The sequence below is a fragment of the Pseudomonas sp. NBRC 111139 genome (assembly GCF_001753955.1).
GTDB lineage: Bacteria > Pseudomonadota > Gammaproteobacteria > Pseudomonadales > Pseudomonadaceae > Aquipseudomonas > Aquipseudomonas alloputida.
In genome coordinates, this window is record NZ_BCBP01000089.1 from 1 (window position 1) to 21,388 (window position 21,388).

Here is a 21,388-nt window from a genome sequence, read left to right on the forward strand (position 1 = left end):
CCGCCCGCGCACCCCGCCGCTTTCATGCAACGCTGCGATCCGCGCCGCAAAATACAACCCAAGGCCGGTACTGCCGCTGGTCGAGTCGATGCCCTGGATGTAATCCTCCTGGCGCTCGAGCATGTGCTTTGGATAACCCGGGCCGTCATCGTTGACGCAAATGGCCAACTGGTTGTCGGCCTCTTCGATGGTGATCAGTAAGGCGTGCCCGGCAAAGCGGGTGGCGTTGGTGATGACGTTGGCGATCACCGAGGCCACCAGTTCGCGGTCGAAGAAACCCAGCGGGTTGTCGGTGTCGATACGCCAGGTGGCGAGAATGTCGTTGTGCTTGAGTACTTCCTCGTGCGCCGCCAGCTGGGCTTCGATGAAATCATCCAGCTCATGGTAGTCCGGGCATACCGGCAACTGGTTCACACCCAGTTTGTACAAGCCCAGCAACTGCACCAGCATGCCGTTGAGGTGACGAAATTCATGCTCCATGATCCCCTGTTCGGCACCGCCGCGCAGTTCCTCGGGCAAGCGTTCCACCCACTGGCTGTGGGACTGGATCAGCGCCGACAACGAACTTTTGAGGTCGTGCACGGTGGAGGCGATCACCGTGGAAAAATCCAGCCCCTGATTGTCTTGATTCATGCGCCGAACACTCGGATGTGCAGTTTGCGGTAACGGTCATAGCGATTGTCGCTGGCAGGGATACCGGCCACGCTGGTCAAGGCGTCGCGGCACTCCTGCATGATCGCAGGCTGAGGGTTGTCACCGCCGATGCGCAGCAGCGCCTGGGCGGTATTGAGGGCGATGCTGATGTTCTTCGGCTGTAAACCCAATGCCTTTCGGAACAGTTGCAACGCCTCGCCAAGCTGCCCTCCCTGGTAACTGCGCACACCCTGCCGATTGAGGGTGACCGCTTCGGTAATGGCGTTGAGCACGCTGGGGTCATCCGTCAGCTTGCCCACTTTCTCCATGACCTTGGGGTCATCGCCATAACTTTCCACGCAGTTCTTCAGCACGCCGATGGCGGCGGCTTCCTGCCCCATCGCCTGCAGTTGCGCAGCGACAGTCAGGGCCGAATCGACAGAGAAGAACTGGTTCATCTTGTCCAGGCGCTGAATCGCCTGTTCTGTCAGCTTGCCGGCCGTTTCCGGGTCGCCGGCCTGCTGCAGGCTGGCAGCCTTCATCATCCGCGCACGTACCTGCAGGCCTTGGTCCTCGGGGTTTTCCTTGGCCACTTCGCTGAGCGTGGTGTTGATCTCGACCCGGGTGCGGGCGTCCAGGCCGAAGCCTGCATTCTTGCTCATCAGCGCCTGCACCAGGCCAAGGTTGTTTTCGGCATCCTTGTAGCGCGAACTCTGCCCCTGGTTCACCGCATGGCGGAACGCCTTCGATGCGCTCTCGAAGTCTTCGTTCTCCAGCGCCAGCTTGCCCAGCGTCGACTGCCGACGCACCGACAAAGGCGACAGGCGCACGGCTTCTTCAAGCAAGTTCTGCGCGCGCCGGGTATCACCCTGCGCCACCAGCACCTCGGCCATGCCATCGTAAAGGCCTGGCATGATCGGGAACGCCTTGAGCGCCTGCTCGTATACACCCTGGGCCTGGGCATTCTGACCACGCTTGTGCATCAGTGCGCCCAACGCGGCATATACCCACGGCTGCGGACGGCTGGCCAGGATGGCCTTGAGGAATTTTTCCAGTTCCTCGAAACGGTTGAGGTTGCGCAGGGCATCGGCCCGGTAGCGCAAGCACAAGGGCGCCAGGCGCGGATCCTTCTTGCACAGCTCGGCGCAGGCCGCCAGTACTTCGGCCGGACGGTTGCGGTCCAGCGCCTGCAGGATCGGCTTCAGCAACGTCTTGCGCTGGAACAGTTTCTCGACGCGCTGGGCCAGGCCAACCCGGTTGAACGGTTTGGTCAGGTAGGCATCGGGCTCGTGCTCGATGGCGCTAAGGACAATCGCCTGACTGCTCTCGGCAGTGACCATGATGAACACGCACTCATGGCTGATGTGCTTGTCGATGATCAGGTCTTCAAGCACCTGCTGCCCGTTCTTCTTGCCATCGCCCAGATGGAAGTCCTGCAGGATGAAGTCATAGCGCTTCTGCGCGCACATGCGCAGCGCCTGCTCGCCGCTGTCAGCGGTGTCCACGTCGCGCACGCCCAACTCGCGCAACATGGAACGGGTCGACGTACGAAAGTCGGTAAAGTCGTCGACGATCAGAAAGCTCTTTTGCCCGTACTGCAGCATCAACACGACCTGCCTTGGAATGATTGAAAAATCGCGCGAGGCGATGCCACCGATCGCTGTATCGGCAGCTGGTCGGGAAAGATGAGGGTAGAGCATTGTCGGCCAAAAACTATGGCTTCAGGCCATCACTTTAACGAGCAATGACCTGCAGGGCCAGTATCACGCCAGCAACCCCAGGGATTTGGCCTTGGCCACCGCCTGGGTGCGCCGCTCCACGCCCAACTTGCTGTTGATGTGGCTGGCGTGGGTCTTCACCGTGTGCAGGGAAATGAACAGCTGCTCGCTGATCTGCTGATTGGAACAGCCTTGGGCAATCAGTTCGAGCACAGCCATTTCGCGGCCACTCAGCGCTTCGCCGTTGCCCGTACTGGCAATTGGCAGTGGCGGCAGGTGCTTGAGCAGTTCCGCCTGAACCGGGCAAGCGGCACCTGCCTGCAGTTGTTCATGAAGCCATTGCGGGTGTTTTTCCAGCAGTGGCTGCATTGGCTGCATCACACCGCCATGCGCCGCTTCCAGCAAACTTGGCAGCAACTGCGCGGCCTGCCCTTCCTTGCCTTCGTCCAACAGCAGGGAGAGCCATTGGCACAGGGCGCTGACGGCGAGCATCATGCCGCCACTGGCCTGGCCGCGCTTTACCAGGCATGCCAGGCGTTGCACGGCATCGTCGCTACGCAACTGGATGCGATCAAGCAATGCCTGCTGCAACGCAATGTGCAACGGCAGCAGCGGATGGAATTCCGGTGCCGCCGCCGGCTGCTCGCCGCCATAGGTCTGGCCCAGGCGCTGCAGCCAGGACTCCGCCAGGTCGGTACGCCCCTGGGCCAGCCAAAGTTCGCATTTGACCAGGGTAATCATGGCCAGGTAGTAGACCGGGGGCACATCCCAGATGTGCATCAAGCGCTCGGCCTCGGCCAGTTCGGCAAAGGCCTCGGCAAAGTGACCTTCCCGGCCATCAAGCGTGGCAATCACGCAATGACCGATGAGCACACTGATGTCCCGGCACGCTCGCGCCTCACCCAGCCCGGCGCGCAAACGCGCGCGGCCCTGAGCTGGCTGCAGACGCGAGACCAGCAGGTAACCTTCGTAAAGCGTCAACCGCGCACGCACGGCATACAGCCGCTGCGCCGAAAGCCCTTGCAGACGTTGCAGGCCCTGGCGCACTTCGTCCAGCGCGCGCAGCACCTCGCCACGGGCATGCAGCACCCGCGCCCGGTCGTAATGCGCCAGCGCCTCGAACAAGGGGTTACCGACCCGCTGGGCCAGCTCCAGGGCCTCGCGGTTCCAGCCTCGGGCCCGCCAGAAGTCGCCATCGGCAATGGCCAGGTTGGACAGCGTCGACAAACACACCAGGCGTTGGCCGTAGCGCTTGCTCGGCAGGCTCTGCAGCGCTTCGCCGCAATAGGCCAGTGTGCGCTCGCGGTCACCACGGCCACGGGCAATGACCCCACTGAGCGCCAGCCATTGCGCCAGCATCGACTTTTGCGCGGTCGCCGAAGGCGCGGGCAGAAAGCGACTGAGGTAACCGGCCAGTTCCTCGGCAGCATCCAGCTGGCAAGCCAGGCCCAACGCCCAGCTGTACAGCACGATCAGCCGCGGCGTGCTGATCAACAGACTGTCGGGCAGGTCCATCTTCCAACGCAGCAACATGCCGACGTTCTGCTCGGCCAGCAGTTGCTCCTCGGACAGACTTTGCACCAGGTCGGCGGCAACATCGAGGTGGCCGGCACGCAAAGCCTGCTCCACCGCCTCGTCCAGCAGGTCCTGAGCTTCAAACCAGCGGCAGGCCCGCAAATGCAGAGCGACCTGCGATTCGCTCGCCTGTCGGCTACGCAACAGGTCGGAGAACAAATGGTGATAGCGGAACCAGTGCCCATGCTCGTCCAGCGGCACAAGGAACACCTGATGCGCCTGCAGGAAGCTCAGGACGGCGGCACTGTCGTGGCGGCCACGCATCGCATCGCAAAGCGGAGCGCAGAAACGCTCCTGGCAGGCGGTTTCGTCCAAGAAGGCCTGCACGTCCGCAGGTAGCCTGTCGATGACTTCTTCAAGCAGGTAGTCGCGGATCAGGCCCTCGCCACCATGCAGCGCCTGGGGCAAGGCTTGCTCGTCAGCGCTGTCGCTGGCCGCCAACTGCCAGAAACGCAACCCGGCCACCCAGCCGTCGCTGCGCTGGATCAGGTTGTCCAGTGCCTGGCCGCGCAGGCCGGTAGGCTGGCGACCGATCACTGCCAACGACTCATCCGCAGTGAGGCGCAGGTCCTGTTCGTTAAGCTCGACCAACTGCCGGGACAGGCGCAGCCGCGCCAGGTGCCAGTCTGGCCGCTGGCGGCTGGTCACCAGCAACACCAGGCCGGGTGGCAGATGATTGAGGAAGAACTGCAGGCAACGGTCAAGCACCGGCCCTTGGGCCAGGTGATAGTCGTCCAGTACCAGCAGCAGCGGCGTATCAGCTTGCAGGTACAGCGCCAGCTCATCGAGCAGGCCGTCGAGCCACTCTTCAAAGGCAAACGGCTGATGGCGCTGGCGCATTTTCAGCAGGCCCATGGCCTGGCCGCCCAGTGCCGGGCAATATTGCTGCAGGCCTTCAAGCAAGCGCTCAAGGAAGCGGCCAGGGTCGGCGTCCCGCTGGCTCAGGCCAAGCCACAGGCTACGCCAGTGCTCGGGCAGTGTTTCGCAAAACTCGATGGCCAGGGAGCTTTTGCCGAAACCCGCCGGGGCATTGACCAGCAGCAGCCGCCCGCCCAAACCGGCTTCCAGCCGCTGGCACAAACGCAGGCGCTGCACATGGCCATCCGGCAGCGGCGGCCGGAAGAAACGCCCGTCCCGCAGGCCAAGGGCCTGACTCGCGAATCCATGCGTACGGGACAGATCTGTCATGGCCGGCTCGTTCTGGTTGGAAGACAACGGCGGTATGGATGTTTGCGAGACTAGCCGTTAACGCTGCGCATTTGAAGATGATGGACGCAATTGGCATGGAAAAGACTGCGACAAAAAGCAACATGGCTGATGGACAGGGGCTGGGGCGGGGGTTTGGGGAGGTATTCAGGCGGCTTATTGCGTTGTCCGGCCTCTTCGTGGGTGAACCCGCTTCTACAGGGCTGCGCGGAGCCTGTAGGACCGGGTTCGCCCGCGAAGAGGCCGGTTCAGGAAATAGAAACGCCCCGGCGAGCCGGGGCGTTCTGGGGATCACACGGCGTTCAGTGATTTCAGCTTAGCGAATACCCGACTGACGCAGCGCTGCAGGCTGGAAATCGGCCTTGCTGGCACTGAAGCCAAAGTCGTAAGCGCGCTTCTCTTCGTTCTTCATGCCCAGGGCCAGGTAACGACCGGACTGCAGGTCGTAGATGGTTTCCAGGGTGTACCAAGGTACTTCCACGTTGTAATAAGGCTGAGCATGGGCCTCGGACACGCGCCACAGTTGGCCACGGCCGTCGTACTGGTCGATCACTGCGGCCTGCCAGGTGTCCTCATCGATGTAGAAATCACGCTTGGCGTAGATGTGCCGCTGGCCTGGCTTGAGGGTTGCGACTACGTGCCAGACGCGGCGCAACTCGTAACGGGCCAGGTCCTGGTTGATGTGCCCAGCCTTGATGATGTCGGCATACTTGAGCTTCGGATCATCCAGTTTGAAGGCGTTCGATGCGATGTACAGCTCCTTCTTGCCTTCCAGCTTCCAGTCGTAGCGGTCTGGCGCACCGTTGAACATGTCCAGGTTGTCCGAGGTACGCAGGCCGTCGGCGGCGGTACCCGGGCCGTCATACGACACTTGCGGCGCCTGGCGCACGCGACGCTGGCCGGCGTTGTAGATCCACGCCTTGCGCGGCTCCTTCACCTGGTCGAGGGTTTCGTGCACCAGCAGCACGGTCCCGGCCAGGCGCGCTGGCGCGGTCACTTCCTGCTTGAAGTAGAACAGGATGTTGCCTGGGTTGTTCGGGTCGTAATCCTTCATCTTGTCGCGGAAGACGAACTGGTCGGAGAAGTAAACCGGGCTGAAAGAGCCGTTCTGCTGTGGCGTGGCCTGGATCACCAGGCGGCTGACACTGCCCCCTCGGTAACGGGTGATGTGGTTCCAGATCACTTCCAGGCCGCTTTTCGGGATCGGGAACGGCACCGCCGTGTTGAAGTTGTTCAAACCGTTGCCGCCTTCCGTCAGCGTGGTCTGGGTGGCGTTTTTCTTGATGGCGGCGAACACGTCCGCAGGTACCGTGGAGCCGCGATGGGTTTTGAATACTGGGATCTTGAAGGTGTCCGGATAGCGCTTGAGCATGGCCAGCTGGCCCGGCGAAAGCTTGTCCTTGTACTGCTCGGCGTTTTGCGCAGTGATGGTGAACAGCGGCTTTTCACTGCCGTACGGGTCGGACAGGAAGCCCTTGCCGTCGACGCTGCCCGCACTCTTCGACAGCGGCTCCCAAGGGCCGATCGAGCCATCGGCGTTGCCGGCCTTTTCAGCCCCCATCGGAGTCAGGGTACTGCCCAACTTGGCCGCCTCGTCGGCGGATACCGCAGCCATGACGCTGGTCGCCAGCAGGGACAGGCCCAGTACACCGGCTTGCAGCAGACTTCTGGTCTTGTTCATGTCGTGTCGTCCTGGATCTGTATGCTTAGAAGTTCACGCCGAAGCTGAGCGCGACGAAGTCACGGTCATCCACGGTGCTGTACTTGCCATCGAAGAAGTTGGTGTACGACAGGCTCGCCGTGTAGGTGTTCTGGTACTCGGCGTCCAGGCCCAGGCTGACTGCCTTGCGGCCTTCCTCGAAGTTGGCACCAGGGCCAGGCGAGTAGCCAGAAACGTCATGCGACCAGGCCACGCTGGGCTTGAGGTTTACGCCGGCAAAGACATCGTTGTAGTCCCAGATGACCCGCGTGCGGTAACCCCAGGAAGTGCTGGTGGTGTAGCCGTCGTTCTCGCATTTGCGGTTCAGGTTGGTGGTGGATGTCCCCGCACCCGCGCCAGCGATGGTGCTGCCATTGAGCGCCTGACAGGTATCGGCGCCACCGGTGGATGGCAATGGACCTGGGCCGAACACCGGGTCGCGACCGTAGCGGGTATCGTGGGCATTCTCCAGGCCGCCGACATGGGTGACACCCACTTCACCGACTACTGTCATCCGGCTGGCGCCCATCACCTGGTCGAAGAAATGGGTCAGGGTGGTCTGGAACTGGGTGATCTCCTTGCGGCGATACCCATGCAGGTCTTGCCCCGGCGTACCGGTCAGCAACGATGCGTTGCTCAACGCGCCGCCAATCGGACGGACACCGGCGAACAGGATATCCGTGGTATTGAGCTGCACTGGCGCGTTAGGGCGGTAGCTGACTTCGCCGCTCCAGGCGGTGCCAGTGGGTAACGTGGTGGAGAAACTCAAGCCATAGAGGCGGATATCCTCGGGGTATTCCACAAAGTACTCGGAATTCCCCGCCACAATCAGAGGCGCCAATGCGCGCAGCTGTGCAGGCAGGGCGCTCAGCCCGGCGAACACGGACGGCGGAGCCCCTGTGGCACTGAAGATGGGTGCACGGCTGTGGTAGTTCATGAAGTAGGCGCCGAACTCCGTGTCCAACGGCTCGAACATATAGCGCATGGCCACACCGAACTGGCCGCTGTCACGCGCATCGCGGTCGGCACCACGGCGCACCATCACACCCTCTTCGTTGATGTTCACGCCCCGCGAGGCGAGGAACTGCTGCGCAGCGCCCGGCACCGTGCGGCTGCTATTGAGCACGCGCAAGTTGTCGGTACAACCATCGGCAATGATGTCCGGCTGGGAGAAGAAGGTGCCGCAGTTGTCGACGACCGTCTGGTCCCACTCGAGCTGGTAGAAGGCCTCGGCCGACAGGTTGTCGGTCAGGCTCTGCGAGATGTAGAACATGTTGACGGGAATCAGGCCTTCCTTGATCTCGGCCCCGGGGCGGCGGAACGCCGACACGTCGATGGGGTTGATCGAGTTGATGCCGCCGCCGATGAAGGTACTTTCACCCCAGCTCACTACCTGCTTGCCAAACCGCACCGAGCCAGGCTGATCGCCGATGGAGTAGTTGTGGTAGACAAAGGCGTCGAGCAGCTCGGCGCCGGACGACTTGGCGCCTTCCTTGCGGTTGGAGTCGCTGATGTCCTTGAACTCGCGGTGTTCGTCCTTCAGCTCGAAGTCGTACCAGTACTTGCCGCGCACGAACACACCGGTGTCGCCGTACTTGAGCTCCAGGTCATGAATGCCTTTGAAGATCTTGGAGAAGGTTTCGCCCTTCTTGAAGTTCAGGTGGCCATCGTCGGATGTCTGTGAAAGGCCCTTGCCGCCGTTGTTCACCCCTATCAGGTTCTTGTTGGGGTTGGCCGTCGACCAGCTGGCGCCGATGGAGAGCGACGAGTCGAACTGGCCTTCGATTTCACCAATGTTGAAGCTGACAGCGAAAGCAGGACTTGCGAGCGTGGAAGCAAGGCTGACGGCCAAGGGCAGCTTGGCCCGGCGCCAGAACAGGTTTGCAGATTTCATCGACGCTACTCCATGTACTTTTTTGTTATGGCAGTGAGTCCTTTCAAGAACGGCCCGAGCGACCGGTTTGCAGGCTTGCACCCGCGGCGACACAGCTTGCGCATGTCGCCCTCCCCCATTCCTGAAAATCCCCTGGCCCCGACTATAGCCAGCAGGCACAGGCGCTTGATCCCTCTAAAGTGTGATTTGCGCTCCATGCCACCAACTCGCTGCAGTTTTGCTCCGGTTGCGGGCTGGCAGTGCTCAAGGATGGCGCATTTCTGTCGTTTGGCAAGGCGGCGGGCTCTCTAGCATGCGGGTCACGCTCTGACGTGCACGACCCGCACAACGGTTACAACGTGGAAAGGAACGCGCTGTTGCTGGCCTGCCACTGGACGATGTCCTGGCGGATGCGTTTCTTGTCGAGCTTGCCGACACTGGTCTTGGGAATTTCAGTAACAACGGCGATCTGGCTTGGAATCGCCCACTTGTTGATATGACCTTGCTCGACGAACGGCTTGAGGTGTTCCTTCAGTGCCTTGGCGTCGATAGCGTGGCCGTCACGTACCACCAGCAGGGCAAACGGGCGCTCACCCCACTGCGGGTCCGCCACCCCCACCACCGCCACTTCGCGCACGGCCGGGTGGCGGCTGATCAGGTCTTCCAGGTCGAGCGAGGAAACCCACTCGCCGCCGGTCTTGATCACATCCTTGATGCGGTCGCGGATGTCGATGTAGCCCATGCCGTCGAGGGTGGCGACGTCACCGGTGTGCAGCCAGCCACCCAGCCACAGCTCCTCGCTCTTCTCCGGTTCCTTGAAGTAGCCCATGGTCAGCCACGGCGCACGCAGTACCAGCTCACCCTGGGTTTCACCATCGGCGGGCAGGAAGTTGCCTTCGCCGTCGACGATGGCCGCTTCGACCAACGGCACCGGCACACCGGCCTTGATTCGGTAGGTGACGCGCTCATCCTCGCTGCCGGCCTGCAGTTCATCGTTCAGGTGTGCTGCGGAGATCAGCGGGCAGGTTTCCGACATGCCATATGCGGCGGTCAGCTGAATGCCGCGCGCCAGGGCGGCCTGGTACAGCGAACGGTTGAGCGAACTGCCGCCGATGATGATCTTCCAGCCGCCGAAGTCCTGCCCCTGTGCGTTCGGGCAGTTGAGCAGCATCTGCAGGATGGTAGGTACGCAGTGGGAGAAGGTGACCTTCTCTTCACGCCACAGCTTGACCAGCATGTCCGGCTCGTAGCGGCCCGGGTACACCTGCTTCATGCCAAGCATGGTGGCGGCGTAGGGGATGCCCCAGGCATGCACGTGGAACATCGGGGTGATGGGCATGTACACGTCGTTGCTGCCCAACAGGCGCACGCTGTCGATACTGCCGGTGACCGAGGCCTCGGCCAGCGTGTGCAGCACCAGCTGGCGGTGGCTGAAATACACGCCCTTGGGGTTACCGGTGGTGCCAGTGGTGTAGAAGGTAGTGGCCACCGAGTTCTCGTCGAAGTCCGGGAAGTCGTAGCGCGGGCTGGCCGCCGCCAGCAGCTGCTCATACTCCCCGACCAGGTCGGGCAGGTCGGCAGTCTTGTCCGGGCCATCGGTCAGCAGCAAGGTCTTGTCGACAGTGGTCAGCTGCCCGGCGATGGCCTGGTACAAGCCCACGAAGTCGCTGTTGACCAGCACCACGCGGTCTTCGGCGTGGTTCATGGTGTAGAGGATCTGCTCCGGCGACAGGCGCACGTTGATGGTGTGCACCACAGCGCCGATCATCGGGATGGCGAACATGCATTCCAGGTAGCGATGGCTGTCCCAGTCCATCACTGCCACGGTATCACCGGCCTTGACCCCGGCCTCGGTCAGCACATTGGCCAGGCGTGCAATGCGCTCGTTGAGCTGTGGATACGTCAGCCGCATCTGGTCGCGGTAGACGATTTCGCGGGTCTTTTCATAGCGACTGCCGGACATCAGCAGGCGCTTGATCAGCAATGGATAGGCATAGGCGCCCTCGGCGGGCTTGATGATGCGAGTCTGCAACATGGGGATCCCTTTTCTGAAAAACGGGCCGGACAAGTCTGGGTTTACTGTAGTTCGCCAATGTGACGGCCAAATCAGCCGAAGGAATGATTTGCGTGGCAGAGGTATGAGTGGCGGGCGTTGACGGGCAGCAAGGTTGAGCTAGACACTGCGGCGGCGGCTTCAGGTTTGTGCTGAAGCCGAGGGCCTCTTCGCCGGCAAGCCCGCTCCTGCAAGGGTTGTGGTGACCTTGTGGGTGCGGGCATGCCCGCGAATGGCCACAACACCCTTATCCCTCCCTGCCACCGGAGATCTTCATGCCCAGCCCGCGTCGCGCCGTGTTTCTCGATCACCAGTCCCTGGACCTTGGCGACCTCGACCTTTCGCCCCTGAAGCAGCAGTTCGACCAGTTCGAACTGTTCGCCGCCACCCGCCCGGACCAGGTCGCGGAACGCTTGCAGGGCGCCGTGGCAGTGGTCAGCAACAAAGTCATGCTCGACGCCGCTACCCTGGCCGCCAACCCGCAACTGAAGCTGATCCTGGTGGCCGCCACCGGCACCAACAATGTCGACCTGGCCGCCGCCCGCGCACAGGGCATCACCGTGTGTAACTGCCAGGGCTACGGCACGCCGTCTGTCGCCCAGCATACCCTGGCCCTGCTGCTGGCCCTGGCCACCCGGCTGTGCGACTACAACCAGGCGGTGGCCGAAGGCCAGTGGGCCAAGGCCAGCCAGTTCTGCCTGCTGGACTTTCCTATCGTCGAACTGGAGGGCAAAACCCTCGGCCTGCTCGGCCACGGCGAACTGGGCAGCGCAGTGGCGAGGCTGGCCGAAGCCTTCGGCATGCGCGTATTGAGCGGGCAGATCCCTGGCCGCCCGGAGCGCGCCGACCGGCTGCCGCTGGACGAGTTGCTGCCGCAAATCGACGCCCTGACCCTGCACTGCCCGCTGAACGAGCACACCCGGCATATGCTCGGCGCCCGCGAACTGGCCCTGCTCAAGCCCAATGCACTGGTGGTCAACACCGCCCGTGGCGGCCTGATCGACGAACAGGCGTTGGCCGATGCCCTGCGCGGTGGTCACTTGGGCGGCGTGGCCACCGACGTGCTGAGCGTGGAACCGCCGGTCAACGGCAACCCGCTGCTGGAGCCCGGCATCCCGCGCCTGATCATCACCCCGCACAGCGCCTGGGGTGCCGTGGAGTCGCGCCAGCGCATCGTCGGCCAGCTCAGCGAGAACGCCCAGGCCTTCTTCGCCGGGCAGCCACGCCGCGTGGTCAGCTGAGCCAGGCGCCCGCCTCTGCTACACTGCGCCACTTTTTTCCAGGAGACGTCGTCCATGGACCCGCGCAGTGAAGTGTTGCTCCGCCAGGCAGAGCTGTTTCAGGGGCCGCTGCTGATCGCCGGCGCCCCCGCCGACGACCTGCTCGGCCAGTTGCCTCAGGCCCAGGCCTGGACTTGGCATGCCGGCGATCAGGCCATGCTCGAAAGCCGCTTCGCAGGCCGCAGCCATTACGGCGTCGAGGCCCCTGCCGCAGCATTCGAAAGCGCCGTGCTGTTCCTGCCCAAATCCCGCGAGCTGGCCGCCTATCTGCTCAACACCCTGGCGTCGCGCCTGGCTGGCCGCGAGCTGTACCTGGTCGGTGAGAAGCGCGGTGGCATCGAGGGCGCGGCCAAGCAGTTGGCGGCCTTTGGCAAGCCACGCAAGCTCGACAGCGCCCGGCACTGCCAGCTGTGGCAAGTGACCATCGACCAGGCGCCGCAGGCAAAACCGCTGGAAAGCCTGGCCGAGCGCTTCGAGCTGGCCCTGGAAGACGGCCCGCTGCAGGTGGTCAGCCTGCCTGGGGTATTCAGCCATGGCCGACTCGACCGAGGTACGGCCCTGCTACTGAAGCATCTTGACGGCCTGCCCGGTGGTCACATGCTGGACTTTGGCTGCGGTGCCGGGGTACTGGGGGCCACGCTCAAACGCCGTTACCCACAAAGCCGGGTGACCTTGCTGGACGTGGATGCCTTCGCCGTGGCCGCCAGCCGCCTGACGCTGGCTGCCAACGGCCTGGAAGGCGAAGTGATCAGCGGCGATGGCATCGACGCCGCCCCTACCGAACTGAGCCTTATCCTGAGCAACCCGCCATTCCACACCGGCGTTCATACCAACTATCAGGCTTCGGAAAACTTGCTGAAAAAATCCGCCGTTCATCTGCGAAAAGGTGGCGAAATGCGCTTGGTGGCCAACAGTTTCCTGCGTTACCAGCCACTGATCGAAGGGGCACTGGGCAACTGCCAGGTACGTGACGAGGCCGACGGTTTCCGCATCTACCAGGCCACTCACGGATAAAAACAGCGCTTGCCGAAAGCGTTTTGTCTAGGCAGAATCCGCACCGTCCTAGGGGAGTAGTCTCCCGCGAGCACCCAGCTCGCCCGGTACGCGTCAACATACTTGGTCCACAGACCATGGCGCGTGCGACCCACCATGCACGCCTGCATGGCGAGATCCGCATAGACGGATCGAGGGTTTGACAAGACCTATGACACGCACACCTTACCCGGGGCGGGGAGGCTGTACGTGTCATAGCCGTGTCGACCCGCCCCCGTAGGAATCCTGATGCTGGAATCACTGTTGGTCCCCACCGCTATCGTTGCCCTGGCCGAGATCGGCGACAAGACGCAACTGCTCGCACTCATTCTCGCTGCCCGCTTCCGCAAACCCTGGCCGATCATCGCCGGCATCATCGCCGCCACCTTGGCCAACCATGCCGCAGCCGGTGCCGTGGGGGCTTGGGTCGGCAGCTTCTTCAGCGATTCGGCACTGCACTGGATCCTGGCCGCGAGCTTTACCGCCACCGCACTGTGGACCCTGGTACCGGACAAGATGGATGACGACGAGAACCCGGCTCGCCGTTTCGGGCCGTTCCTGACGACACTGATTGCGTTCTTCCTGGCCGAAATCGGTGACAAGACCCAGGTCGCCACCGTGATGCTGGCTGCGCAGTATCCGCACCTGATCATGGTCATTATCGGCACTACCCTGGGTATGCTGATTGCCAACGTTCCGGTGGTACTGGCGGGTAACTTCGCGGCTGACAAACTGCCGTTGACGCTGATTCGCCGCCTGGCGGCAACGGCGTTCTTCGTACTGGCGATCGTGGCCGTCTATTCGGCAATGAAGGCCAGTGGCTGGATTGGATAAAGGGAAAACCGGGGGCTGCCATGCAGCCCCAGGATTCAGGCATTTATTGCTTGGCTGCAGCCTGATACAGCGGCATCACCTTCGGAATCGCCGCCTGCAGCGAAGCAATGCGGCTCGCGGACGCCGGGTGAGTACTCATGAACTCAGGCGGTGCACCTTCGGAAGCCTTGCTCATCTTGTTCCACAAGGTGATCGCGGCATTCGGGTCGTAGCCGGCACGGGCCGACAGCTCCAGGCCAATCAGGTCGGCCTCGTTTTCGTTGGCCCGGCTGTTGGGCAAGGTCATGGCGTAGTTCACCACCGTGTCGGCCATGGCCATGCTGCTCTGGCCGAGGCCGAAGATGGCACCGGCACCCTGACGAGCCATTTCCACACCGTATGCCTTGGACATGGCCTCGCGGCTATGCTCGCGCAAGGCGTGGGCAATCTCGTGCCCCACCACTGCGGCAATTTCCGCATCGGTGAGCTTGAGCTGATCGATCAGCCCGGTGTAGACGATGATCTTGCCGCCCGGGCCGCAGTTGGCGTTCAGTTCATCACTCTTGATCACGTTGACTTGCCAGTCCCACTGCTCGGCATCCGGGCGGAATTTGGGCGCCTGGGCGATCAGGCGGTTGGCAATGGCCTGCACACGCTTGGCATCGGCGCTGGACTTGTCGAGCACACCCTTGCTCGATGCTTCACCCAAGGTCTGCTGATACGACTGGGCGTACATCTGGTTGACCTCATCGGTCGAGAGCATGCTGAACATGTACTGCTGGCGCTCGACGCCAACAGCACCGCCGCTGGTGGTATTCACCGCCTGGCAGCCGGCCAGCAGGATGCCAGCACTCAGTAGGCTGACGACAAAAGACTTACGCATGAAAACACTCCCTATCCACATGCGGCGTATCCTAGGCCGAGTCGCCAGTGGCTGCCATAGCCGCAGGGAAGATTTTCGTCGCCTGTACCGGCCTCTTCGCGGGCAAGCCCGCTCCTATAGGGGTAACACGACCGTGGGTAGGAGCGGGCTTGCCCGCTCCTACCGCAGGGGTAACACGATCATTGTAGAAGCGGGCTTGCCCGCTCCTACCGCAGGGGTAACGCGATCATTGTAGGAGCGGGCTTGCCCGCGAAAGGGCCGGCACAGCCCCCCATCAAGCCGGGGTAAGACACTCCGGCGCATCCAGCTTCGGGTCATTGACGAAGTTGGCCAGGGCCCGCTCACGCAACGTCGCAGGTGGGCTGGCCAGCAGCTCGTGCAAGCGGGTAACCGGCGTGTCCGGGTCGAGCCAGGCCGCCTGCCCAGCCTCGTCCAGTATCAGCGGCCGACGCTGGTTCATGGCCGCCTGGGTCACCACCGCGCAACTCAGCCATACCTGGTCCTGCACCGGGTAGGCCTCCCACACCGCCGCAAAATACAGCGACGCGCCCTCCCCCGGGGTCAACCAGAACGGGCGTTTGCGCACGTTGCCACGCCATTCGTAAAAGCCGTTGGCCGGCATCAGGCAGCGACGCTGGCGAAATGCATCGCGAAACATCGGTTGCTCGGCCAGCGTTTCGGCCCGGGCATGGGCGGGGGTACGGGACAGGTCGGTGAGCCAGGCCGGGGTCAACCCCCAGCGCGCCTTTGCCAGTTGCTGCTGGCCATCAAGCTGGCGCTGGATCAGCACCGACGCCCCTGGCGATATATTCCATTGGGCCGGCTGGCCGACGGGAAAACCCGGCAGACTGGCAAGGGCCTGGGGCCAGCGAAACAGGGCATAACGTCCACACATGGGCGAATTCAGAACCTAGCAGATCAAGGTACCGGGGACATGCTCCGGTTCGTCGCCAACCAGTGGCTGGGCATCATTGTACGCATCGATCAGCTGCCGTGCGCATTCGGCCTGCTCATCAGCCACGATAAGCCCCAGCAGGCCCTGCAAGGGCAGCTCGCCGGCGGCACCGAGCAGGTCACGGCCGACCACGTGTACATCGATCCCCTCGCTGGCAAGCATACCTGCCAGCATTTGCGCCTCGAGCAGGCTTTCCGGTTCGTAGATGCGCTGCATCAGGCGTCGTCCTCGCGGCGGACTTCAAGCATCCATTCGTCACCATGCACCTGCAGAATGCACACCACAGGCTGGCAGCACACCTGACAATCCTCGGTATAAACCTGGTCGCCCGCAGACAGATCGACGGTAGTTTCCACACGTTCGCCACAATAAGGGCAATCATAGAAGTCGGTTTCCAGCATCGCGGCCTCCGCAGTGACTTATGCGTATAATTGCCGGTCTGTTTACAGGGTCTGTGTGCGTCCGAGCCGTTTTTCGGAGCCCGTCCCTACCTTATTACCCTAGCCGTTTCCAACAAGAGAGCATGATGGGCGAATTCGATGCCATCCGACCGTACGACGACGCTGAGGTCCCTGCCGTTCTGGCACGCCTGCTCAGCGACCCGGCATTCCTCGATATCCTCACTCACTTCCGCTTTCCGCGTGCGGCCGGTGCTCTCGGCTGGTTGCTCAAGCCCTTGATCGCACGCCGCCTGCGCAAGGAATTCGCCGGCGTTACCTGTGTCTCGACCCTGCAGGACAAAGTCGAGTACTACGTCGACCAGACCATCGATCGCGCCACCGACGGCGTCACCTATTCGGGTGTGGAACAGCTCAAGGCAGGCACCGCCTACCTGTTCCTGGCCAACCACCGCGATATCGTCATGGACCCGGCCTTCGTCAACTATGCCGTGTACCACGCCGGCCTGCCCACGCCGCGCATCGCCATTGGCGACAACCTGCTGCAAAAGCCCTTTGTCAGCGACATGATGCGCCTGAACAAGAGCTTCATCGTGCACCGTTCGATCAGCGGGCGGCGCGAAAAACTGGCTGCCTACCAACTGCTATCGGCCTACATCAACCACTCGATCCGCAACGATGCCACCTCGATCTGGATTGCCCAGGCCGAAGGTCGGGCCAAGGACGGTGACGACCGTACCGACTCGGCGATCCTCAAGATGTTCCACATGAGCCGCAAGGACGAACCGTTCGGTGCAGTGATCCAGAGCCTGAACCTGACCCCGGTGTCGATCAGCTACGAATACGACCCGTGCGACCAGGCCAAGGCCCGCGAGCTGTACATCCGCGCCACAACCGGCACCTACAAGAAGGCGCCGGGCGAAGATGACAACAGCATTGCCAAAGGCATTACCGGCTACAAGGGCCGAGTCCACATCAACTTCGCGCCGCCGGTCACCGAGTACCACGAAGACACAAAACAGCTGGCGGCAGAGATCGACCGGCAGATTCTGGGGGGCTACCGACTGTTCCCGGTGCATTACCTGGCGTATGCGATGTGGGAAGGCAAGGACGAAGCCCTGCAGGTGCCAAGCGCCGAGAAAGTGTTCCCGGCGGATGAGCTGGCCAAGGCCAAGGAAGAATGGCAACGGCGTCTGGATGCCTGCCCGCAAGAGCAGCGGCCGTACCTGGTGTTGCAGTATGCGACGCCGGTGCGCAACCAGTACCAGGTCCGGCAGCAGACGCCGGTCGCCTGATTGATCCCGGGGGCTGCGTTGCAGCCCAATCGCGACACAAGGCCGCTCCCACAGGGAATTGCGTCCACCCTTGTGGGAGCGGCCTTGTGTCGCGATTGGGCCGCAACGCGGCCCCGATGGTTCTTAGATCCAGGTGCTGAACCAGGACAGCAGCAGCGCCATCGCCAGGCACGAAAAGCCCAGGATGTAGAAGTATTTCGGCACACGAAGCTCGAAGGCGTCCACTACCCCCTCGTCTACTGCCATGTACGCGCGGGTTTCGGCCTCGCGCCGCCGCGCACTGTGCAGCAGCAAACCGCCCGGGCAGGTCAGCAGCAGCGCCAGCAGGTTGATCAGCTTGGTGGGATGGGCGGCCAGGAACCCCCAGAGCACTTGCAAGGACATCACGCAACCTCGGTGTGAGCAGTGGCAAAGGCCAGCATTCTACCCAAGTCGCACCGTGGCGCCCGGCCTTGGCGACAAACTGTCGTTAAATTTCATCTGTCATCCGCTCGTCATCAATACAGGCGACCCTGTCGACCTTTTGATGACCCGGAGCTTTTTGATGTTGCACGCCGAAAACCAGGACCGCCTCTACCTCGTTGCCCAGAGCGATGAACAACAGGCGCTGATCGATGGTTTTGCCATCAATGTGCAGGACCGCCAGTGGCTGGTCTACTGTGCGCTTGGCGGACATGTGCATGAGGACTTGCCCGAAGTGGATGCAGGCACAGGGTTCAGCTTGCTGGATTTCCACATAGAAGCGGCGTAAATCTGTGCCGTCCAGACAACAAAAAACCCGCTGCCTGTCACTCAGGCAGCGGGTTTTCTGACACAACCTGAAGCTTACTGACCCAGCACCTGCCCGATGCTCGGGTCCTTGAACAGGCGGGTCAGGGCATCGCTCAGCACATCGCCCACCAGCTGGGTGTTGGTGTCCTGATTTGGCGCCATGCCGAAACGCTGGTCCAGCGAAGCGCCATAACGGCCGCTGTAACGGCGGCCGCCATTGGTCACATCAGCGCGGAAGGTGGCGCCGATGGTGGCCTCGGTCACGTAAAGGTTGTCTTTCGGCGACTGGTACTTCAGCTCGGCCAGGGTGACGGTCAGCTGCGGCGCATTGTAGGCGTTCGGGGTCGGGGTGAAGCCGAGCAGGCGCACAGCAGCTTCAGCCTGAGCCTGCAGCTTGGGCACCACGTCGTTACCGCTGACGCTGATGGTGCTGGTCTCGGGGTACATGCCACCGCGGGTACCCAGGGACGGCGAAGGCCGGCCATCAACTACCCGGACCACCACCGGCTGGCCATGGCCGACCGGGGCCAGCTGGGCCTTGAGCGTGGGTTGCGGGTTGAGTTGTTGCGGGCTGTGGGCACAACCGACCAGGCTAAGGCTGGCCACGGCGATCAAACCGAACAACAGACGTTGCAACATGCGCGTTTCTCCAGAAAATGCGGCAAAGGCCCACAGTATACCTAGCCAGGCACAGACCAGTCATCGGCCCGATCCGCTTGTCACAATCGTTTCATCGCCACACCCTTATTCTTGCGCCAAGCCCTAACGCAAAGGACTCGCCGCCATGACCTCGCTCTGGACTCAGCTCTTCAAACGGCCGCGTCACAACGCTTATGCCCGCCTTGACGCTGATGGCAAATGCCTGGCCTTCAAGCAATGCAGCCAGGCACCACGGGGCATCGACTGGGTGCAGATCAGCGAAATTCAGCTGGCCTGGCTGGGGCGCGAACTGCCCGCCGAAGCCCGGGTTTGCGCCCGTGCAAAGCGCCGTTGGCACCAACGCCTCCTCGCTGCCTGACAAACGCTGCAATAAAAACCACGAATGGCGACATTTCTGCCCGCGACATCGCTATAATCTCCCCCCGATTATAAGGACGTCTCCTGATCGGGCCCCGCATTCGCCGATTGACCCCGGCAACTTCACCGCCTCGCCCACAGAGAGCCTTCCACTCAGGTCTTGCATCGGCTGTCGTGCCTGCTTTTTCTGGCCCTTCACACTGCATGAACCTGCGGGTTGCCATCGCGCAGTCCCCTTTTGAGGTTCACGTCTCCAAAAGAGCGTGAAAAAACGGTTTTCACAACTTCACAAGAGTGTGGCGAGCAAATGAACAGTCTGGCATGTGCAAAAGCGGCAGATGTGTCCCGAACAGCCCTGAACAGGCGGCAGATGCGCTCATCCCGTATGAGTGTCTGAACCGTTCCATAACGCACGCACGACACCTTGACCATAAGTCGAATTGCCGCACCTGTGGCAAACGGCGTTCAATACACGAACCCGAAGACTGATTGGCGGTGTCCGCGGAAGTTGCAAGAACTGCGAAAAGTCGGACATGGCGACCCTGGCAAACCCAGGTCCTATGCTGTCAATTAGGTAGCTGTAGATTGTGGAGACGCGTTAAATGGCGCAGAACGAATCGGTTGATGTGGTACTGGTAGGCGCGGGCATCATGAGTGCCACCCTGGCCGTACTGCTCAAGGAGCTTGACCCGACCCTGAAGCTTGAGGTCGTCGAGGCGATGGACTCCGGGGCCGCGGAAAGCTCCAACCCCTGGAACAACGCAGGCACCGGCCACGCCGGCCTGTGCGAGCTGAACTACACGCCGCAGGCCGCCGATGGCAGCATCGACATCAAGAAGGCCGTGCACATCAACACCCAGTTCGAGGTTTCGCGCCAGTTCTGGGCCTACCTGAGCAAGAAGGGCAACTTCGGCTCGGCGCGTGCCTTCATCAACCCTGTCCCGCACCTGAGCTATGTCGAGGGTGACAAGGGTGTTTCCTTCCTCAAGAAGCGCTTCGAGCTGCTCAAGCAGCACCACGCCTTCGCCGAGATGGAATACACCGAAGACAAGGCCGTGATGAACGACTGGATGCCGCTGATGATGCCTGGCCGCCCGGCCGACCAGCACATCGCCGCTACCCGCGTGGCCAAAGGCACCGACGTCAACTTCGGCGCACTGACCAACAAGCTGCTCAAGCTGCTGGGCGACTCGCCGGACGCGCAGGTCAAGTACAGCAAGAAGGTTGTCGGCCTGCGCCGTAACGGCAGCGGCTGGACCGTGAGCATCAAGGACGTCAACAGCGGCGGCAGCCGTGAAGTCGACGCCCGCTTCGTCTTCCTCGGCGCCGGCGGCGCGGCCCTGCCGCTGCTGCAGTTGTCCGGCATCCCGGAAAGCAAAGGTTTCGGCGGCTTCCCTGTCAGCGGCCAGTGGCTGCGTTGCGACAACCCGGAAATCGTCAAGCAGCACCAGGCCAAGGTCTACAGCCAGGCCGCTGTCGGCGCCCCGCCGATGTCGGTACCGCACCTGGACACCCGCGTCGTGGACGGCAAGACCTCGCTGCTGTTCGGCCCGTATGCCGGTTTCACCACCAAGTTCCTCAAGCACGGCTCGCTGATGGACCTGCCGCTGTCGGTGCGCATGGGCAACATTGGCCCGATGCTGGCCGTGGCCCGCGACAACATGGACCTGACCAAGTACCTGGTCAGCGAAGTGATGCAGTCGATGGAGCAGCGTCTGGAAGCCCTGCGTCGTTTCTATCCGCAGGCCAAGGCCGAAGACTGGCGCCTGGAAGTGGCGGGTCAGCGCGTGCAGATCATCAAGAAAGACCCGAAAAAAGGCGGCGTGCTGCAGTTCGGTACCGAGCTGGTCTCGGCCCAGGACGGCAGCCTGGCAGCTCTGCTCGGCGCATCGCCGGGTGCCTCGGTGACCGTGTCGATCATGCTGGAACTGATCGAGCGCTGCTTCCCCGAGCAGGCCAAGGGTGCCTGGGCTGCCAAGCTCAAGGAAATCTTCCCGGCTCGCGAGAAGACCCTGGCAACCGATGCTGCGCTGTACCACAAGATCAGTGCCGATAACGACGCGGCTCTGGACCTGGCAGAAAGCAGCCCGGCGGCCAAGCATTACGCCTGAACCGCCCGCTAACGAAAAAACGCCCCTCGGGGCGTTTTTTTGTGCCTGGAGACCTATCAGCCTGTGCCGGCCTCTT

The 21,388-nt window shown here is 62.4% G+C and carries 19 protein-coding genes and 1 riboswitch; of the genes, 7 read left to right on the top strand and 12 right to left on the bottom strand.

Annotated features, from left to right (window positions below; translation table 11 throughout):
• The 6 genes from BJQ17_RS26870 to BJQ17_RS26900 form a co-directional block, all read right to left on the bottom strand.
• Window positions 1–633 (bottom strand): sensor histidine kinase KdpD (locus BJQ17_RS26870; protein ID WP_070096872.1); only part of this gene is annotated, 633 nt, incomplete at its 3' end.
• Entirely contained in the window at window positions 630–2,237 is a 1,608-nt protein-coding gene (locus tag BJQ17_RS26875) for a tetratricopeptide repeat-containing response regulator (RefSeq protein WP_003247330.1), read from the bottom strand. The genes BJQ17_RS26875 and BJQ17_RS26870, both read right to left, overlap by 4 nt.
• 159 nt (window positions 2,238–2,396) lie before the next feature.
• Complete coding sequence (locus BJQ17_RS26880; RefSeq protein ID WP_070096873.1) at window positions 2,397–5,114, bottom strand: LuxR C-terminal-related transcriptional regulator; 2,718 nt, start codon at window positions 5,112–5,114, stop codon at window positions 2,397–2,399.
• Between the two features lie 334 nt (window positions 5,115–5,448).
• Window positions 5,449–6,813, bottom strand: coding sequence for a DUF1329 domain-containing protein (locus tag BJQ17_RS26890; protein ID WP_070096875.1), 1,365 nt, complete (start codon window positions 6,811–6,813; stop codon window positions 5,449–5,451).
• 25 nt (window positions 6,814–6,838) lie between these two features.
• A complete protein-coding gene (locus BJQ17_RS26895; RefSeq protein WP_019750459.1) occupies window positions 6,839–8,725 on the bottom strand; it encodes a DUF1302 domain-containing protein in 1,887 nt (628 codons plus the stop codon).
• Between the two features lie 331 nt (window positions 8,726–9,056).
• On the bottom strand, window positions 9,057–10,739 hold the full coding sequence (locus BJQ17_RS26900) for a fatty acid--CoA ligase (protein ID WP_070096876.1): 1,683 nt from the start codon (window positions 10,737–10,739) through the stop codon (window positions 9,057–9,059).
• Between the two features lie 293 nt (window positions 10,740–11,032).
• On the opposite strand from BJQ17_RS26900, the gene BJQ17_RS26905 reads away from it, so the two are divergent.
• The 3 genes from BJQ17_RS26905 to BJQ17_RS26915 all read left to right on the top strand — a co-directional run bounded on the left by BJQ17_RS26905 (window position 11,033) and on the right by BJQ17_RS26915 (window position 13,903).
• Complete coding sequence (locus tag BJQ17_RS26905) at window positions 11,033–11,998, top strand: 2-hydroxyacid dehydrogenase (RefSeq protein ID WP_019750457.1); 966 nt, start codon at window positions 11,033–11,035, stop codon at window positions 11,996–11,998.
• Between the two features lie 54 nt (window positions 11,999–12,052).
• Window positions 12,053–13,051 (top strand): class I SAM-dependent methyltransferase, encoded by a 999-nt coding sequence (locus BJQ17_RS26910; protein ID WP_004575879.1) that lies wholly within the window; start codon window positions 12,053–12,055, stop codon window positions 13,049–13,051.
• 39 nt (window positions 13,052–13,090) lie between these two features.
• A riboswitch (yybP-ykoY riboswitch) is annotated at window positions 13,091–13,230 on the top strand.
• Between the two features lie 88 nt (window positions 13,231–13,318).
• The gene (locus tag BJQ17_RS26915) at window positions 13,319–13,903 is read left to right on the top strand and encodes a TMEM165/GDT1 family protein (RefSeq protein WP_003247342.1); all 585 of its coding nucleotides are present in this window, start codon (window positions 13,319–13,321) and stop codon (window positions 13,901–13,903) included.
• Between the two features lie 43 nt (window positions 13,904–13,946).
• Here BJQ17_RS26915 and BJQ17_RS26920 read toward each other — a convergent pair whose 3' ends face one another.
• From BJQ17_RS26920 to BJQ17_RS26935, 4 genes are all read right to left on the bottom strand, one after another.
• Window positions 13,947–14,765 (bottom strand): M48 family metallopeptidase, encoded by an 819-nt coding sequence (locus tag BJQ17_RS26920; RefSeq protein WP_070096877.1) that lies wholly within the window; start codon window positions 14,763–14,765, stop codon window positions 13,947–13,949.
• A 274-nt stretch (window positions 14,766–15,039) separates the two neighbouring features.
• Window positions 15,040–15,660 carry an SOS response-associated peptidase gene (locus tag BJQ17_RS26925; RefSeq protein ID WP_003247346.1) on the bottom strand — a complete coding sequence of 207 codons (621 nt, stop codon included), beginning with the start codon at window positions 15,658–15,660 and terminating at the stop codon, window positions 15,040–15,042.
• 15 nt (window positions 15,661–15,675) lie between these two features.
• Complete coding sequence (locus BJQ17_RS26930) at window positions 15,676–15,936, bottom strand: putative signal transducing protein (RefSeq protein ID WP_003247348.1); 261 nt, start codon at window positions 15,934–15,936, stop codon at window positions 15,676–15,678.
• Window positions 15,936–16,121, bottom strand: a complete 186-nt coding sequence (locus BJQ17_RS26935; protein WP_003247349.1) for a CPXCG motif-containing cysteine-rich protein — start codon at window positions 16,119–16,121, stop codon at window positions 15,936–15,938. The genes BJQ17_RS26930 and BJQ17_RS26935 overlap by 1 nt, the downstream gene beginning before the upstream one ends.
• Window positions 16,122–16,243: 122 nt before the next feature.
• On the opposite strand from BJQ17_RS26935, the gene BJQ17_RS26940 reads away from it, so the two are divergent.
• Window positions 16,244–17,413, top strand: a complete 1,170-nt coding sequence (locus BJQ17_RS26940) for a 1-acyl-sn-glycerol-3-phosphate acyltransferase (protein ID WP_003247351.1) — start codon at window positions 16,244–16,246, stop codon at window positions 17,411–17,413.
• 123 nt (window positions 17,414–17,536) lie between these two features.
• Here BJQ17_RS26940 and BJQ17_RS26945 read toward each other — a convergent pair whose 3' ends face one another.
• Window positions 17,537–17,797 (bottom strand): hypothetical protein, encoded by a 261-nt coding sequence (locus tag BJQ17_RS26945; RefSeq protein WP_003247352.1) that lies wholly within the window; start codon window positions 17,795–17,797, stop codon window positions 17,537–17,539.
• A gap of 160 nt (window positions 17,798–17,957) precedes the next feature.
• Here BJQ17_RS26945 and BJQ17_RS26950 point away from each other — a divergent pair, with 160 nt between their 5' ends.
• Window positions 17,958–18,164: a hypothetical protein gene (locus BJQ17_RS26950; RefSeq protein ID WP_003247353.1), complete on the top strand. Its 207-nt coding sequence runs from the start codon at window positions 17,958–17,960 to the stop codon at window positions 18,162–18,164.
• Window positions 18,165–18,238: 74 nt separating this feature from the next.
• On the opposite strand, the gene BJQ17_RS26955 is transcribed toward BJQ17_RS26950, so the two are convergent.
• Window positions 18,239–18,823, bottom strand: a complete 585-nt coding sequence (locus BJQ17_RS26955) for a YajG family lipoprotein (protein WP_003247354.1) — start codon at window positions 18,821–18,823, stop codon at window positions 18,239–18,241.
• A 145-nt stretch (window positions 18,824–18,968) separates the two neighbouring features.
• On the opposite strand from BJQ17_RS26955, the gene BJQ17_RS26960 reads away from it, so the two are divergent.
• Both BJQ17_RS26960 and mqo read left to right on the top strand, forming a co-directional pair.
• Complete coding sequence (locus BJQ17_RS26960; RefSeq protein ID WP_003247356.1) at window positions 18,969–19,202, top strand: hypothetical protein; 234 nt, start codon at window positions 18,969–18,971, stop codon at window positions 19,200–19,202.
• A gap of 601 nt (window positions 19,203–19,803) precedes the next feature.
• Entirely contained in the window at window positions 19,804–21,312 is a 1,509-nt protein-coding gene (gene mqo / locus BJQ17_RS26965) for a malate dehydrogenase (quinone) (RefSeq protein WP_003247357.1), read from the top strand.
• Window positions 21,313–21,388: the final 76 nt, after the last annotated feature.